Raw genomic sequence first — 16,643 nt, forward strand, 5'->3', positions numbered from 1 at the left:
GCGGGCGGCGCCCGCCGAGCGCAGCGAGGTCGGCCGTCGCCCCGTGCGCCGTCAAAGCCGACCTACCGGGTCCCGCAGTCAAGGACGGCCGCAGGCCGCCGCGAAGCGGGCGCCGCAGGCGATCCTTGACGGCGGGAGCAGGTCGGCTACGCGCGCGGCCCCACCCATCGCAACCACCGGCAGCAACCCCAAGGAGCAGGTCGGCTCCGCGCGCGGCCTCAGCTCCAGGCCGCCACCTGCGCCCGTGTCGGGTGCCACGGATCGACACGCAACCGCATGCCGGCCTCCTGAGGGGTCTTGTTGCCCTTGCGCTCGTTGCACGGACCGCAGGCAGCAACGGTGTTGAGCCAGGTCCACGTACCTCCCCTGGAGCGCGGCAGCAGGTGGTCGATCGTGTTGGCCCGATGGCCGCAGTAGGCGCAGCGGTACCGCTCACGTGCGAGGACGCCGCGTCGCGTGTAGCCCGCCGGGGAGTAGAGCCACTTGGTCGCGACGTACCGCACGAGACGCAGGGCGCGCGGCCACTGGTAGGGACCGATCATCCGCTCGCCGTGGGCCTCGTGGACCACGGCGACCTGACGCACCAGCATCTTGACCGCGTGCTGGAAGCTGACCCGGCCGAGCGGCTCGAAGGAGGCGTTGTAGAGCAGCACCGTGCCCGTGAGGGTCGTCATCGGCTGCTCACCTCCTGGAGTGAGGGCACCATCGCACGCTGGCGGCCCGGCAGGCCGTCTGTGCGCCATTGTGCGGTGTAGCGGGTGGGTTTGGGTTAAGGCCAGGAGAAATCGTCGGACATGTCGGGCCGGGTGGGAAGTGGTTATCGGGCGCGCAGGCGTCCGGTCCACCACTCCAGGGCTGCGGTGTCGTCGTACGCCGAGCACATCACCTCCGCCACCGCACGCAGCGCTGCCGGGCGCTCGGTCGCCTCCGCGTGCTGGGCAGCACAGGCGAGCTCGGCACCGCGGTCCCAGCCGGCGGTGTCAGCGGGGAGGGGCAGGGCGGCGACCTGACGGGCACTCAGCTTGATCGCCTGAGGTGCCAGGGCCGTGCCGAGGTAGCGCGCTGCCGCCAGGGCCACGACGGGAGGTGCGAGCAGGACCGCGAGCACGTGCCACAACCGGCCGGTCTGCGGCGTGAACGTGAGGACCGGCACCGACGGAAGCCATCGGCCCGCCTCGTCGACGACCGCCTCGATCACCTGGCCCTGGGTCGCGATGAGCACCTTGGGCACGAGCCGGGCGGTGGCCCACGCACTCAGGCTGCCCTCGGCGTGCAACGCCGGGAGATCGACCCTCGGGGCCTCGTGGGTCATCTTCGCGAACCGGGTCGTGGCCGATCCCCACCGGGACTCGGCGGGGTCGATGAGCCCGGAGGTGATCAGCGGGACGCCGTCCGGTCCGTCACTGACGAAGGGGATCAGCCCGTAGTACTGGTCGCGGAAGTCCGCCGTGCACGTGCCCAGGTCGGATAGCGTCCCCGAGGTGCGCGGGGCGACGGCCGGGATGCCGGCCGCCGAGGCCGCCAGTGGTCCCCACTCGCCCTCGGGTGCCTGCTGCAGACCCGCCGACGCGAAGGCGGGCCCGTGCCACGTGGCGACCGGCCCCGCCGATGCCCCCACCGTGACGACCGGGACGCACGTGAGCACCGACGTGCCGCTGAAGACGGGTCGCAACGAGGCCCAGAACGCGGTGACCGCACCGCGCTCGCCGACGGTGTGGCGGATCGCGGCGCTGTCGCGAGCACCGAGCAGCGACAGGGGCTGGACGAGGGCGACTCGACCGCCCGGGCCGACCAGGTCCAGGGATCGGCGCAGGAACACGGCGCTGGTGTCGGCATAGGGGCCGAGGCCGGTCGGCCGCGCCGCTCTGGCCGTCGCCGAGGCCGCCGTACGGCGTCGGAGCTGGCCGAGGAACGGCGGGTTGCCGACGACGACGTCGTACGGCGCCGAGGGATGCTCGCCGAGCCCGTCGGCGAGCCGTACGTCGGGCTCCGTGGCGGAGTCGGGAGCCAGGGCGCGCAGTCGCAGGCGCGTGATCTCCACGGCCACCGGATCGAGGTCCACCCCGTGCACCAGCGCGACTGCCCGTGCGGGCGCGGTGCCCTGCGCGATCAGCCGACGTGCTGCCGCGACGAGGAAGTGCCCGGCACCGCAGGCGGGGTCGAGGACCATGGCCTGCTCCCCCGGCACCAGGACCCGGTCCAGGATCCAGCCGACGAGCGACAGGGGGGTGTAGAACGTCCCGGACTCCTGACGACCTTCGACGAGGCCCTCGTGGGTGTCGGCGAGGTGCTCGAGCGAGGTGGGGTCGCGCCAGGGCTCCAGCTCGGGGAGGTCGGGCGCCCGCCGGGCAGGAGCCACGCCCACCGCCTCGGCGACCGCGGAGATCACGGCCTCCCACGCGTCGGCTCGAGACCCGAGACGGTCCTGCGTCGCCAGGACGCTCTCGGTGAAGGCCGTCACGGGGCGAGCGTAGGGGGTGCCGCGGGGCCCGGGAAGCCATCCGCACCACCACCTGTTACGGTCATAATGACTACAACATCCGGAGGCGCCCGATGCCCACCTCGACCGGTCTGCTGACCGACCACTACGAGCTCACCATGCTCACCTCCTTCGTCACCGACGGCACCGCCGAGCACCCGGCCGTCTTCGAGGCCTTCGCCCGCCGACTCCCCGAGGGTCGGCGCTACGGGGTCCTCGCCGGGCTCGGCCGTCTGCTCCCGCTGGTCGCCGACTTCACCTTCGCCGACGACGAGGTCGAGTGGTTGCTCGAGGAAGGCGTCGTCAACGACGTCACGGCCGCCTACCTGCGGGCATTCCGCTTCTCCGGGGACATCGACGCCTACCCGGAGGGCGACCTCTACTTCCCCGGCAGCCCGATCCTCACCGTCCGCGGCACGCTCGGCGAGTGCGTGCTGCTGGAGACCCTCGTGCTGAGCGTGCTCAACCACGACTCCGCGATCGCGAGCGCCGCGGCCCGGATGGTGCTCGCAGCCGGGGGCCGACCTGAGGACGGTGGGCGACCACTCGTCGAGATGGGCAGTCGTCGCACGCAGGAGGAGTCGGCGGTCGCGGTCGCGCGGGCGGCGTACGTCGCCGGGTTCGCCAGCAGCAGCAACCTCGCCGCCGGCAGGCGCCACGGCGTCCCCACCGTCGGCACGGCCGCGCACGCCTTCACGCTGGCCTACCCGACGGAGGCTGCGGCCTTCGCCAGCCAGGTCGCGGCCCAGGGTGTCGGCACCACCCTGCTGGTCGACACCTACGACACGGCCCAGGGCATCCGCACCGCTGTCGAGGTCGCCGGCGCGGGACTCGGCGCGATCCGCATCGACTCCGGCGACCTGGCCGACGAGTCCGCCGACGCGCGGGCGCTGCTCGACGAGCTCGGCGCCACCGACACCCGGATCATCGTCACCAGCGACCTCGACGAGTTCGTGCTGACCGCCCTCGCCGACGCCCCCATCGACGGGTACGGCGTCGGCACCCGCGTCGCGACCGGCTCGGGCCACCCCACGGCGAGCATGGTCTACAAGCTGGTCGCGGTCGCCGACGAGCCTCGCGGCGACCTGCGCCCGGTCGCGAAGAAGTCGCACGACAAGGTCTCGGTGGGCGGACGCAAGACCGCGTGGCGACGCTACGCGGACGGCGTCCTCGTAGGCGAGCTCTTCACGACCGGCAACGACGTCGACCTCGGGACCGGTCCCGATGTCACGGCCGTGCAGGTGGCCGCGATCCGCGCCGGGAAGGTCGTGCACTCCCCCACTCTCCAGGAGGTGCGCGCGCACTGCGCCGCCGCGCTCGCCACCCTGCCCGGTCCGACCCGCTCGGTCGCCGCCGGTCCGTCGTACCTCACCGTCAGCCAGCGCCCATCAACCGACACCACCGAAGGAGATCACCGATGAGCACACCGCACCGCGCTCTCGTCATCGTCGACGTGCAGAACGACTTCGTGGAGGGAGGCTCGCTCGGCGTCGACGGCGGCAACGGCGTCGCCGCCGCGATCAGCAGCCACGTGGCCGCACACGCCGACTCGTACGCCGCCGTGATCGCCTCGCGCGACTGGCACGACGCCGACAGCACCAACGGCGGCCACTTCCACGCCCACGGAGAGGAGCCCGACTTCAGCTCGACCTGGCCCGTGCACTGCGTCTCGAGCGAGCACGGGTCGGACTACGCGCCCGGGCTCGACCTCACCCACGTCACCCACCACGTCCGCAAGGGGATGGGCGAGCCCGCCTACAGCGCCTTCGAGGGGGTCACCGACGACGGTTCGACCCTCGCAGCGGTGCTGCACGAGCTCGACGTCACCGAGGTCGACGTCGTGGGCATCGCCACCGACTACTGCGTCCGGGCAACGGTCCTCGACGCACGGGCAGCAGGCCTGGCCGTGACGCTGCTCCCCGGACTGCACGCGGGCGTCGCCGACGAGACCAGCGCGAGCGCGCTCGACGAGATGCGGGCCGCCGGCGCGGTGACCGCATGAGCACGAACGACTCCGAGACGCACCCGCCGTTCGCGGTCACCGTGGACCTGGCCGTCTTCACCATCCGGGACGGCGCGTTCTCGGTGCTGCTCGTCGAGCGAGGCGTGGAGCCGTACGCCGGCTCGTGGGCGCTGCCGGGCGGGTTCGTGGAGCCCGACGAGGACGCCGAAGCCGCTGCGTGGCGCGAGCTGCACGAGGAGACCGGGGTAGAACGCTTCGGCCGCCACGGTGGCCACCTCGAGCAGCTGCGCACCTACTCCGCGCCCGGCCGCGACCCCCGGATGCGGGTCGTCTCGGTGGCCCACGTCGCCTTCGCCCCCGACCTGCCCGAGCCTCATCCCGGCTCGGACGCGGCCGGGGCACGGTGGTGGGCGGTCGACGACCTGCTCGTGCGGACCACCGACCCCGAGGGCGAGGTCGCCGCCGACGTGCCCCGCCTCGCCTTCGACCACGCGGAGATCCTGCGCGACGCCGTGGAGCGGATCCGCGCCAAGCTCGAGTACACGACGCTGGCCCTGGAGTTCGTCGCCGAGCCCTTCACCCTGCCGGAGCTGCGTCGGGTCTACACAGCGGTCTGGGGTACCGCACCCGACCTCGGCAACTTCCGCCGCAAGGTCCTGGGCACCGACGACTTCGTCGTCCCCACCGAGACCCACGGGACCCCGTCGGAGGCCGGCGGCCGACGAGCGCTGCTCTACCGTCGCGGCGCCGCCGCGAGCATCTCGCCGCCGATGCTGCGTGCGACCGGCTGAGCCCGAGCCGGTTGACCAGGACCCACCCTCGGGTGTCGGTGGCACCGGGCAGACTGTCCCGGTGACCGTGTCCGAGGCCTCCACCGACCCGCTGGGGGCCTTCAGCGAGCCCACCCGGGCGTGGTTCGCGGCAGCCTTCGCCGAGCCGACCCCCGCCCAGGTGGGCGCCTGGGCGGCGATCGCGGCGGGCAAGCACGCCCTGGTCGTGGCGCCGACCGGCTCGGGCAAGACGCTGAGTGCCTTCCTGGCCTCCATCGACCGGCTGCTCACCTCGGCGCCTCCGCAGGAGAAGACCCGGCGCACCCGGGTGCTCTACATCAGCCCTCTCAAGGCGCTCGGCGTCGATGTGGAGCGCAACCTGCGCGCGCCGTTGACCGGCATCCGTCACACGGCCGACCGACTGGGCGCCTCCCTGCCCGAGGTCCGCGTCGGGGTCCGCTCCGGTGACACCGCGGCCGCCGACCGGCGCAAGTTGACCACGACTCCCCCGGACATCCTCATCACCACGCCCGAGTCGCTCTTCCTGATGCTCACCAGCCAGGCACGCGAGTCGTTGCGAGGCATCGAGACCGTCATCCTGGACGAGGTCCACGCGGTCGCGGGCAGCAAGCGTGGAGCCCACCTGGCCCTGAGCCTCGAGCGGCTCGATGCGCTGCTGGACAAGCCCGTGCAACGGATCGGGCTCTCAGCCACGGTGCGTCCGCTGGAGGAGGTCGCCGGCTTCCTCGGCGGGGCCGCACCCGTGGAGATCGTCGCGCCGCCCGCCGAGAAGCGGTGGGACCTCAAGGTCGTCGTGCCCGTCGAGGACATGACCGCTCCCGGAGGCTACGACGAGGAGTCCGGTGACGGCAGCGATGGGGCAGCCGGTGCCCGCGGGCAGGGCCGCGCCAGCCTCTGGCCCCACGTCGAGGAGAGCGTCGTCGACCTCATCGAGCAGCACACCTCGACCATCGTCTTCGCCAACTCGCGCCGCCTCGCCGAGCGACTCACCGCACGCCTCAACGAGATCGCCACCGAGCGCGCCGAGCAGGCCCTGCCCGAGTCGGCGCGACAGCCGGCCGAGATCATGGCGCAGTCGGGCGCCAGCAAGGGCGCCGAGGCGCTCATCGCAAAGGCCCACCACGGTTCGGTCAGCAAGGAGCAGCGCGCCCTCATCGAGGACGACCTCAAGCGGGGACGTCTTCCGGCCGTGGTCGCCACCAGCAGCCTCGAGCTCGGCATCGACATGGGTGCGGTCGACCTGGTCGTGCAGATCGAGTCGCCCCCGAGCGTCGCGAGTGCTCTGCAACGCGTGGGCCGCGCCGGCCACCAGGTCGGCGAGGTCTCCCGCGGTGTCCTGTACCCCAAGCACCGCGGCGACCTGGCCCAGACCGCGGTGGCCGTGCAGCGGATGCGCACCGGCGGGATCGAGGCCATGCGGATCCCGGCCAACCCGCTCGACGTCCTGGCGCAGCAGGTCGTCGCCGCGACCGCGCTCGAGCCGGTCGAGGTCGACGCCTTCTACGCCCTGGTGTGCCGCAGCGCACCGTTTCGTCACCTGCCGCGCAGCGCCTACGAAGCCACCCTCGACCTCCTGAGCGGTCGCTACCCCAGCGACGAGTTCGCCGAGCTCCGTCCGCGCATCGTGTGGGACCGGGTCACCGGCACGATGACCGGTCGTCCTGGGTCGCAGCGTCTGGCCGTCACCAGCGGCGGCACCATCCCCGACCGCGGCATGTTCGGGGTCTTCCTGGTCGGAGGCTCCGAGAAGGGACCGGGCAAGCGGGTCGGCGAGCTCGACGAGGAGATGGTCTACGAGTCCCGGGTCGGCGACATCTTCGCCCTCGGCGCGACCAGCTGGCGCATCGAGGACATCACGCACGACCGGGTGCTGGTCACGCCGGCTCCCGGCATCCCGGGGCGGCTCCCGTTCTGGAAGGGCGACAGCCTCGGCCGACCTGCAGAGCTCGGCGCCGCCATCGGCGCCTACACCCGCGAGCTCGGAGCTCTCCCCCGAGCAACGGCCGAGCAGCGTGCGCGCGACGACGGCCTCGACGACTGGGCGGCCGGCAACCTGGTGGCCTACCTCCACGAGCAGCTCGAGGCCACCCAGGTGCTCCCGTGCGACACCACGATCCTCGTCGAACGATTCCGCGACGAGCTCGGCGACTGGCGGCTGGTCGTCCACTCGCCGTACGGCACCCCGGTGCACGCTCCCTGGGCGTTGGCGATCAATGCCCGCCTGCGCGAGCGGTACGGCGTCGACGGCCAGGCCCTGGCCTCCGACGACGGCATCGTCATCCGCATCCCCGACACCGACGCCGAGCCTCCCGCGGGCGACCTGATCGTCTTCGACCCCGAGGAGCTCGACCAGATCGTGACGACCGAGGTGGGAGGCTCGGCCCTGTTCGCCTCGCGCTTCCGCGAGTGTGCGGCGCGTGCCCTGCTGCTGCCGCGACGCGACCCCGGCCGGCGCTCGCCGTTGTGGCAGCAGCGCCAGCGCGCCGCCGCGCTGCTTGAGGTCGCGGTGAAGTACCCGTCGTTCCCGATCGTGCTCGAGGCAGTGCGCGAGTGCCTGCAGGACGTCTACGACCTGCCCGCCCTCACCGCGCTGATGCGCTCGGTGGAGCGCCGCGAGGTGACGGTGACCGACATCGCCACGACCTCGCCCTCGCCGTACGCGCGCAGCCTGCTCTTCGGCTACGTCGCCCAGTTCGTCTACGAGGGTGACTCCCCCATCGCCGAGCGTCGCGCCGCCGCGCTCTCGCTCGACCAGGGACTGCTCGCCGAGCTGCTCGGTCGCGCCGAGCTGCGGGAGCTGCTCGACCCCGAGGTGCTGGCCGAGGTGGAGGCAGAGCTGCAACGCCTGGCACCGACGCGACGCGCCCGCTCGCTCGAGGGGATCGTCGACCTGGTCCGCCTGATCGGTCCGGTCTCCCGCGCCGAGATCGCCCAGCGCTGCACCGACGACGTGGCCCTCGACGATGCCTTGGCCTCCCTCGCCGCCGACCGCCGGCTGGTCGAGGTCCGGGTGGCCGGAGTCCAGCGGTGGGCCGTCGTGGAGGACGTCGGGCGACTGCGCGACGGGCTCGGGGTCCCCGTGCCACCCGGCACCCCGACCGTCTTCGGCGAGCCCGTGGACGATCCTCTGGCCGACCTGGTGGCGCGCTTCGCCCGTTCCCACGGGCCGTTTACCACCGAGCAGGTGGCCGACCGGCTGGGCCTCGGCGCCGCAGTGGCCCGTCACACCCTGCAGCGGCTCGCGGGGCAGGGCCGGATCATGGACGGCGAGTTCCGCCCAGCGGGCTCAGGCAGCGAGTGGTGTGACGCCGAGGTCCTGCGCACGCTGCGCAGACGCTCCCTGGCCCGGCTCCGCAAGGAGGTCGAGCCGGTCGAGCCCGCTGCGCTCGCCACGTTCCTCGCAGCGTGGCAGCACGTGGGCGGCAAGCTGCGCGGCGTCGATGGTGTGGTCAGCGTCATCGACCAGCTCGCCGGGTGCCCGGTGCCGGCCTCGGCGCTCGAGCCCCTGATCCTCGCCTCGCGCGTGCGCGACTACGAACCGTCCTTCCTCGACGAGCTCACCGCCGCCGGCGAGGTGATCTGGGCCGGCCACGGCAGCCTTCCGGGATCGGACGGCTGGGTCAGCCTCCACCTGGCCGACCAGGCCGCGCTGACCCTTCCGGAGCGCACGCCGCTTCCCGCGGCGGAGGTCTCCGACGCCGTGCTCGCCGCCCTCGAGCCGGGCGGCGCGTGGTTCTTCCACCAGATCGCGGCCACGGTGCGCACCGGTCTCGGCCAGGTGTCCCTCACCGACCAGGCGATCAGCGCCGCCCTGTGGGACCTCGTCTGGGCAGGACGCGTCAGCAACGACACCCTCACCCCCCTGCGCGCCTACACCCGCTCGGGCACCGCCAGTCATCGCACCCGTCGTCCACCTCCGCGCCCCGGGCGCGTGGCCCGCGCCGGTCCTCCCGAGACGGCTGGTCGCTGGGCGATGCTCCCGGATCTCGACACCGACCCGACCAGGCGTGCCCACGCCACGGCCGAGCGGCTGCTCGACCGTCACGGTGTGGTGATCCGCGGGGCCGTGGTCAGCGAGCGGAGCCCCGGCGGCTTCGCGGCCACCTATAAGGTGCTCAGTGCGTTCGAGGACTCCGGTCGTTGTCGTCGGGGCTACTTCGTCGACGGCCTCGGAGCCGCCCAGTTCGGGACCTCCGGGGCGATCGACCGGTTGCGCACGTTCTCGCGAGGCTCCGCAGGTGACGCGGGTGCGGGCGGCGCCACGGAGCCCCCCAAGGGGGAGGCGCTCGCGCTGGCTGCCACCGATCCCGCCAACCCCTACGGCGCTGCCCTGCCCTGGCCGGCCACCGAGAGCGGGCATCGCCCCGGCCGCAAGGCCGGTGCCATCGTGGTCCTGGTGGACGGCGCCCTGGTGCTCTACATCGAGCGTGGCGGCCGCACCCTGCTCACCTGGGTCGACGACGCGACGGGCACCGAGGTGGGAGGAGACGACGTCCTGACCCCCGCGGCCCACGCCCTGGCCGCGACCGTACGACGCGGGGCGCTCGGCAAGCTCACCGTCGAGAAGGCCGACGGCACCGCCCTGCTGGGATCGGGTACGACACCCGTGCGCACCGCCCTGGCCGGCGCCGGCTTCGTGGCCACTCCCCAGGGGCTGCGGATCCGTGCCTGAGGGCGACACCGTCTACCGCGCCGCACGGCTTCTCGACACGCGGCTGAGCGGTGAGACCCTGCTGCACGCCGATCTGCGCGTCCCCCAGCACGCCGCCGCCGACCTCGTCGGCGCCGTGGTGTCGCAGACGGTCCCGCGCGGCAAGCACCTCCTGACCCGCCTCGTGCGCGGCGACGAGAGGTGGACGCTGCACACGCACCTCAAGATGGAAGGCGTCTGGCGGGTCTTCGACGACGGCCACCGGTGGAGCAAGCCCGCCCACACGGCCCGGGTCGTGCTGCGCGTGGCCGGCCGGGAGGCCGTGGGCTTCTCCCTGGGCGTCGTCGAGCTCCTGTCCACCGCGGACGAGGAGTCCGTCGTCGGGCACCTGGGACCCGACCTGCTGGGGGCTGACTGGGATCCGGACGAGGCCAGGCGCCGGCTCCTCGTCACACCCGAGCGTCCCGTGTACGAGGCGATCCTCGACCAGCGCAACCTCGCCGGCATCGGCAACGTCTACGCCTCCGAGCTGCTGTTCCTGGGCGGACTCCACCCCACGACGCCGGTCGGCGCCGTCACCGCGCTGCCCCGGCTCGTGGCCCGGGCTCACCAGGCTCTCGAGGTGAACAAGGACCGTCGTACCCGCACCACGACGGGCGACACCCGTAACCCCTTGTGGGTCTATGGCCGCGACGGCGCGCCCTGCCGACGCTGCCGGACGCGGATCCAGCAGGCGAAGCGGGGGCCGGCCGGGCGTGAGCGGACGTCGTACTGGTGTCCGCACTGCCAGCCGGCCCCGCCTGGAGCGGTGTCGATCAAGGGTTGAAGATGCCGATCCCGTCGATCTGCACCGGCGACTTGTCGAGGGACTTGATCGTCAGGGTGCCCGACGCACGCTTCTTGAACGAGGCCACCTTCTTCAGCTTCTGGACCTTGGGCTTCCTCGCCTGGGTCTTGAGGACCTTCAGTCGCTCACCGTCGAGGAAGACGGCCAGACGCCCGAACCCCTTGGCCTTGCTGACGAGCAACGCGATGCGCGAGACCTTCTCGACCTCGAGCGAGAGCACCCGCTTCTTCTTGCTCGTCATCAGGTAGGTCTTCTTGTAGGCACGCTTGTCCTTCAGGGTCTTCCATCCCGTGGTGTCCTTGGTCAGCACCCTCTCGTTGGCCACCACCGCGAAGCGGGCCTTGGCAGGTGTCCGGTCCACCACGCCCTCGCTGTTGCGCGCGGCCACCGCGAACAGGTGGTTGCCAGGCTTCAGCTTGCGCACCACCGTGCCGCCCTCGGAGCAGTCGACGTCCTTGCCGTCGATCGCGCACTCGAAGGTCGAGCCCGGCTGGGAGGAGGAGTACTCGAACGGCGCCGTGCGTCCCACGACGAACGACCGTCGCTCCGTACCGCCGGTGAGCTTGGTCTTCGGCGCGTCGGCGCCGGGCTCCTCGGGCTGCTCGAGACCACCGGTGATGGCGAAGGGGGCGTTGTTGATGTCGAAGAAGTAGTTGTCGACCGCCTCCACCTTGATCCGCGCCTCCTCGGCGTTGAGCCCCGGCAGCACGATGTCCTCCTCGCCGTCGTTCGGCGTGGACTCGGCCACCACGTATGCGAAGGTCTTGCCGCCATCGAGCGAGAGACTGATGGTCACGTTCTCGGCCAACCCGGCCGTGCCTGCCACGTCCCACTCGACCGTCTCGGTCTCACCGGCGATGGCTGTGGTGTCGTCGTCCCCGCGCGAGCTGACCAGGAAGGGGCCGGCGGACGGGTCGAGCGTCAGGGTGACGTCGTCGAAGCCGGTGCCGCCTCCGAGGGGCGAGCCGTCGCGGACCGTCAGGCGGAAGTTGAGCGCGCCCTGGGTCGCGGCGTACACGGGGTCGGGCAGCCACTCGGAGTAGCAGTCGAGGGCGGCTCCCTCCATGCCGGACGTCGGATCCGTGGTCGGCACCGGGCAGGGTCCCTCGGCGCTCGTGGCCTCGGCGAGGACCTGCTCCACGTCCGGGAACGACCGGGTCGGGTTGCCGTCGGCCAGGTTCTCCCCCGGTGAGTTGTAGAGCAGCGTGTCCTCGTCGGAGACGTCCGCCTTCGTGCCGAAGACCCGGAAGACCGGCCCGAGCACCTTCACCGGGCTGTTGAGCGGGGTGCCGGGCCCGATCCCCAGGATCGGGTCGCCCGGGAGACCCGTGTCGTTCTGCTCCCAGAGGTAGGTCAGCCCGTCCTGCTCGCCGGCGTCGGCGTCGGTCGCCGAGCCGGTCAGCGCGAACGGCGTCGAGACCGGGATGGTCCGGTCCTCGGGGGCCGCGGCCACCGGCGCGCGGTTGCCGGTCACGGTCGGGGAGCCGCCCTCGGTGGTGGGTCCGCCGTTCTGGATGACCCCGACGAAGCCGCTCGTCCCGCCCGTCGTGGCGCCGACGCCGAGGCGGTCGAGGTCGCCGGTACCGGCGAAGTCGACAGTGAAGCCGTCGGGTCCCACCGCGTTGGCTCCGTCGTAGCCGCTGACGTCGGCAGCGGTGCCGGTGAGCGCGAGGATGGCGGCCTCCAGGCCGGCTGCGGTGTAGTTGCCACCGCTGGTGATCATCACCGGTGCCACCGCTCCGGGGTAGGTCAGCTCGAAGGTGTCACCCGCGCCGAAGCCGGACAGGTTGACCGACTGCTGCTCGGCGAGGTCGCTCGGGTCCTCGGTGACCTTGGCGGTGAACTCGTCGATCGTGCGCTGCGAGAAGTACGGGTCGGTGTGCGGCTGGAGGTCGTCGCTGAAGCAGATCCCGGCGTAGGCCATCACCGAGGAGCCCGAGCCGGGCTCCACCGACGTCGGCGCGTTGCGGTTGGCACCGGCGCAGGAACCGCTGGCGCCGTCGAAGGTGTGGTTGCCGGCCATCTGGTGGCCGACCTCGTGGGCGAAGAAGTCCACGGCGTAGAAGTCGCCGGCGGGCGGGTCGAGGGCGGTGCACCCGCCCGCCTTGTCCGCGCCCCCGACGACGCCGAGGTAGGCCACGCCACCGCTTCCGTCGCCGCTGCCGAAGTGGCCGATGTCGAACCGGTCGGCGCCCACGATCTGGCCGGCGACGAACTTGTTGCGGTCCAGGATGTCGCCCCCGCACGACGAGGTCTCGTCGCTGGTGAAGCAGGCGCTGGCCCCGCACGGACCGTCCTCCTCGATGGCCTTGGCGTCGGTGTCGAGGTTGAGCCCGTCGGAGCCCTCGGCCAGGACGAACTTGATCGCCATGTCGTCCATGTAGATCTGGTTGGTCCGGTTGACCTGGATGACCTTGGTCGCCATCACGTTCTCGGTCCCGAAGAAGGCCGCGTAGCTCTGCTCGGTGACGAACGCCAGCCGGTAGCTGCGCTGGGTGACGGCCTCCCCGACGAGTCGCTGCGGTGCGACCGGGAGACCCGCCTCCTCCGTCGCCCGGGGAGGGATCAACGGCTCCTGCTCGTCGAAGATCCGGCCGGAGTCAGGCACGGCGCTGCGCAGGAAGCTCAGGTGGGTCGTCACTCCGCGGCCGTAGTAGGCGGGTTCGACGTACCAGGCACGGTTGCCGCGGATGCTGCGCACCGACGCATGCAACCCGAGCGGTGTCAGGGAGAGCCGGATCGTGTCGGTGGGGTCGGTCAGCCCGGTGCCGGCGTAGGTACGCAGCTCGGGGTGCGCTGCCTGCAGGGCCGGTGCCATCACCGAGTCCTCGATGACCGAGAAGCGGGCGATCGTGCCGTCCGGGGCGGGAAGTGACAGCGTCGCGGGCACCGCCCCGGCGCCACTCGCGCTGCGTGCACCTGCGGAGAGCAGCGACCCGGCGGCGTCGAGATCGATGCGGGAGGCGACGAAGCGGCGTGGCTCGACCGTCGTACGACGATCGGCCGACTGCTTGAAGCCAGGCAGCAGCGCGAAGACGTCGTCGGCCACGGCGGACGGGTCGGTCGATGCTGGTGCCGGGGCGACGATCACCTCATCGGTGAGGCCGGGCGCGCTCGGCGCGACCGCCGACGCTGGGCCGGTCAGGCCGCCGACAGCGGGCGCCAGCGCAGTGGCGAGAAGGGCGGCGATGGTCAGACGGATGCGGCGTGGGCCGGCAGCGATCACGGAGTGTCACCTCAGGGACGGAGCAGTGCTGGGGAGTCGGTCGCAGCGCTGCGACGTCATCAGCCCAACGAACCGCCCGCCGTGGCGTTACGCCGCGGTCCGCGGCGCGCCCGTGTGATGGACGCCGGAACCAGGCTCAGGCGGCGGAGGCGACGACGTCCGCCTGGGCGTGCACGACCGGTATGGGCGTCGCCAGTGCAGCGGCGGCTTCCTCGAGCGCAACCGCGTCGGAGACGTCACGCAGGACCTCGGAGAGCGGGGTGTCCAGCGCGCCGCACAGGGAGGCGAGCAGCTCGGAGGAGGCTTCCTTCTGTCCGCGCTCGATCTCCGAGATGTAGCCCAGGCTCACCCGTGCCTGCGCCGAGACCTCACGCAACGTCAGGCCGAGCCCCACGCGGCGCTCTCGCAGTACGTCGCCGAGCAACCGACGGAACAGCACCATGCGGGTCCCCTCCTGTGCACTTGCCGACGACATGTAGTGGGCTCAACGCTACCGGAGTGATGTTTCTTCCGGATGCCACCACCGACCGATGTCGACGATCATGTCAGACCGCACCGACAATGGTGTGGAGTCCCACGATGCCGACACTCGTGCTCGAGCCACGGCTCAGAACGTGTAGCCGAAGTCGGTGATGGCCGCGGAGAAGAGGTCGGCGACAATGTCGCGCGCCTCCTCGTCGTACAGGTCCTGGTAGGCCACGGCCGGGCGTACGCCGGACTTGGCGTGCGGCAGGTCCGGGGCCCCCGGGAGCCCCAGGTCCGCCCAGATGCCGCTGAGCTCGTCGCTCAGCGACTCGAAGCGAAGCACCCGGTCCGCGACCAGACGGCCCCCGATGCGATAGATCCGCGCGTTGGTGTCGGCCAGCTTCGCCACCCGCGGACGGCGGACGAAGACCTCGAAGGTGGGGGGCTCGGCCATGGTGCGCACCGCCCAGTAGTACGAGGAGACCACCTGGTCCCACGGGTTCCGCTCGACGGTGAACTTGGTGTAGTCGCGCCAGACGTCCTCGCCGACGATCTCGCGCGCCTTGCGGGCCGGTGAGTGGTTGGTCGCCTCTCGCACCAACGGCGGCGACGCGAAGTTCTGGGGTCCTCGGAGGTCTGCTCGCAGCACCTCGTCGGCAGGCGTGATCGGAGTGATGATGTCGTCGGGCCCACAGATGCCCGACAGGGCGATCTCCACGCTCGTCCCCGCCGTCTTGCGGGTCTTCAGGAAGATGAAGCGATGCTCGTGCGACACGATCATCCCGGGAGCCTAGCCTCGCCCACCAGGTCGGCGATCGCCCCCAGGGCCGCGGCCACGCTGGCCTCGACGATGGCCGCGCGCTCACCGACCAGCTCGAGCGGCACGGCGCGGACCGACACCGGTCCGCACAGCCCGACGTACACCGTCCCGACCGGCTTGCTCTCCTGCGCGGTCGGCCCGGCGACCCCCGTGGTCGCGACGCCGTAGGTCGCCCCGGTCAGGTCGCGGACTCCCCGGGCCATGGCGATGGCACACGCGGCAGAGATCACGCCGTGGCGCTCCACCAGGTCCTCGGGCACGCCGAGCACGGCGACCTTCACGTCCGTCGCGTAGGCGACCACCCCACCCAGGTACGTCGCCGAGGCCCCCGGGACGGCGGTCAGCGCAGCCGCGAGAGCACCGCCGGTCAGCGACTCGGCGGTGCTCACGGTGGCAGCACTCTGCCGGAGCAGGTGGTGTACCTGCTCCGGCAGAGGCCTTGCGATGGGTGCTACTTGGTGACCTTGATGGTGACCTTCTTCTTCACGCGCTCGAAGAAGTCGTCGCCTGTGTAGATCACCTTCACCTTGGTGTTCTTCTTGAGCTTGGCGAGCTTCACGTCCGCCTTGCCCTTGCCGTCCAGCGTCACGGTCGTCTTCTTGCCGGCGTACTTGAGGACCACCTGGCCGCCGACCTGGGCGTTGTCGCCCTTCAGCTTCACCTTGACCGTCGGGCGGCTGCCCTTGCTGACCTTGTTCGGCGCCTTCACCTTCATCTTCGGCGTCTGCTTGACGACCGTGACGGTGACCGTCGACTCGCCGGGTGCGACGTTGTCGTCACCCAGGTAGAGCACGTCGATGTCGAAGGTGCCCGTCTCGCTCAACCGTCCGGTCTGCAGCTGCACCAGACCGATGTCGTTGAGGGTGCCAGAGCGCAGGAGCGCTCCGTCGAGCCGGAGCTCGACCGTGCCGGTCGCGGTGACGCCCTCAGCAGAGACCAGGACGTTGATCAGGCTGCTGCTGAACACCTCCTGCGTCTCGGGCACCGCGGTCGGGTTGATCGTCGCAGTGGCCAGGTCGCCGCCACCGTCGCCGACCACCGAGACCGGGACGATCGCCTCGGTGCCCGTGTCGCTGCCGGTCACGACGAGCTCGTAGTCACCGGTGGCGAGATCGCTCGGCAACGTGATGCTCGCCGACGCGGTGCCGGCCTCGTCGAAGCCCGGCAGGACTTCGAGCGGGGTCGTGGTGACCGGGAAGCTGCCCAGCGAGGTGCCGTCCAGGCTGACGTCCACACTCGCGTCGGTCTGGTCTCCTGGACCGGTCATCGAGAGCGACGTCAGGTCGAAGGTGACGTCCGAGCCGGCGTCGTACGAGGCCGGCGCGGCCTCGGGGAAGACGACCCCCACGGCGCGCTGGCTGTAGTCCACCGGCAGCGGGGCGTCGGAGGCGAACTCGGCGA

At 71.9% G+C, this 16,643-nt stretch carries 12 protein-coding genes; 5 read left to right on the forward strand and 7 right to left on the reverse strand.

The window, feature by feature from the left end; all coding sequences use genetic code 11:
- Positions 1-218 precede the first annotated feature (218 nt).
- On the reverse strand, positions 219-674 hold the full coding sequence (locus Q1K33_RS11425; protein WP_300403979.1) for an HNH endonuclease: 456 nt from the start codon (positions 672-674) through the stop codon (positions 219-221).
- A 143-nt stretch (positions 675-817) separates the two neighbouring features.
- Positions 818-2,461 (reverse strand): N-6 DNA methylase, encoded by a 1,644-nt coding sequence (locus tag Q1K33_RS11430; protein WP_300403981.1) that lies wholly within the window; start codon positions 2,459-2,461, stop codon positions 818-820.
- 92 nt (positions 2,462-2,553) lie between these two features.
- Here Q1K33_RS11430 and Q1K33_RS11435 point away from each other — a divergent pair, with 92 nt between their 5' ends.
- The 5 genes from Q1K33_RS11435 (at position 2,554) to Q1K33_RS11455 (ending at position 10,710) form a co-directional block, all read left to right on the forward strand.
- Entirely contained in the window at positions 2,554-3,900 is a 1,347-nt protein-coding gene (locus Q1K33_RS11435; RefSeq protein WP_300403983.1) for a nicotinate phosphoribosyltransferase, read from the forward strand.
- Positions 3,897-4,481, forward strand: coding sequence for an isochorismatase family protein (locus Q1K33_RS11440; protein WP_300403985.1), 585 nt, complete (start codon positions 3,897-3,899; stop codon positions 4,479-4,481). The genes Q1K33_RS11435 and Q1K33_RS11440 overlap by 4 nt, the downstream gene beginning before the upstream one ends.
- Positions 4,478-5,233, forward strand: a complete 756-nt coding sequence (locus tag Q1K33_RS11445) for an NUDIX hydrolase (RefSeq protein WP_300403987.1) — start codon at positions 4,478-4,480, stop codon at positions 5,231-5,233. Before Q1K33_RS11440 ends, Q1K33_RS11445 begins: the two co-directional genes overlap by 4 nt.
- A 67-nt stretch (positions 5,234-5,300) precedes the next feature.
- Positions 5,301-9,905 (forward strand): ATP-dependent helicase, encoded by a 4,605-nt coding sequence (locus Q1K33_RS11450; RefSeq protein ID WP_300404035.1) that lies wholly within the window; start codon positions 5,301-5,303, stop codon positions 9,903-9,905.
- The gene (locus Q1K33_RS11455; protein ID WP_300403989.1) at positions 9,898-10,710 is read left to right on the forward strand and encodes a DNA-formamidopyrimidine glycosylase family protein; all 813 of its coding nucleotides are present in this window, start codon (positions 9,898-9,900) and stop codon (positions 10,708-10,710) included. Before Q1K33_RS11450 ends, Q1K33_RS11455 begins: the two co-directional genes overlap by 8 nt.
- Here Q1K33_RS11455 and Q1K33_RS11460 read toward each other — a convergent pair.
- The 5 genes from Q1K33_RS11460 to Q1K33_RS11480 form a co-directional block, all read right to left on the reverse strand.
- Positions 10,700-13,957 (reverse strand): zinc-dependent metalloprotease, encoded by a 3,258-nt coding sequence (locus tag Q1K33_RS11460; protein WP_300403991.1) that lies wholly within the window; start codon positions 13,955-13,957, stop codon positions 10,700-10,702. The genes Q1K33_RS11455 and Q1K33_RS11460 overlap by 11 nt on opposite strands.
- A gap of 136 nt (positions 13,958-14,093) precedes the next feature.
- Positions 14,094-14,399: a helix-turn-helix transcriptional regulator gene (locus tag Q1K33_RS11465; protein WP_300403993.1), complete on the reverse strand. Its 306-nt coding sequence runs from the start codon at positions 14,397-14,399 to the stop codon at positions 14,094-14,096.
- 165 nt (positions 14,400-14,564) lie between these two features.
- The gene (locus Q1K33_RS11470; RefSeq protein WP_300403995.1) at positions 14,565-15,203 is read right to left on the reverse strand and encodes a sulfotransferase family 2 domain-containing protein; all 639 of its coding nucleotides are present in this window, start codon (positions 15,201-15,203) and stop codon (positions 14,565-14,567) included.
- A complete protein-coding gene (locus Q1K33_RS11475; RefSeq protein ID WP_363319692.1) occupies positions 15,200-15,688 on the reverse strand; it encodes a CinA family protein in 489 nt (162 codons plus the stop codon). The genes Q1K33_RS11470 and Q1K33_RS11475 overlap by 4 nt, the downstream gene beginning before the upstream one ends.
- Before the next feature lie 5 nt (positions 15,689-15,693).
- A partial coding sequence (locus tag Q1K33_RS11480) for an Ig-like domain repeat protein (protein ID WP_300403997.1) occupies positions 15,694-16,643 on the reverse strand: 950 nt, incomplete at its 5' end.

Origin of the sequence: Nocardioides sp. (assembly GCF_029937575.1) — a bacterium.
GTDB lineage: Bacteria > Actinomycetota > Actinomycetes > Propionibacteriales > Nocardioidaceae > Nocardioides.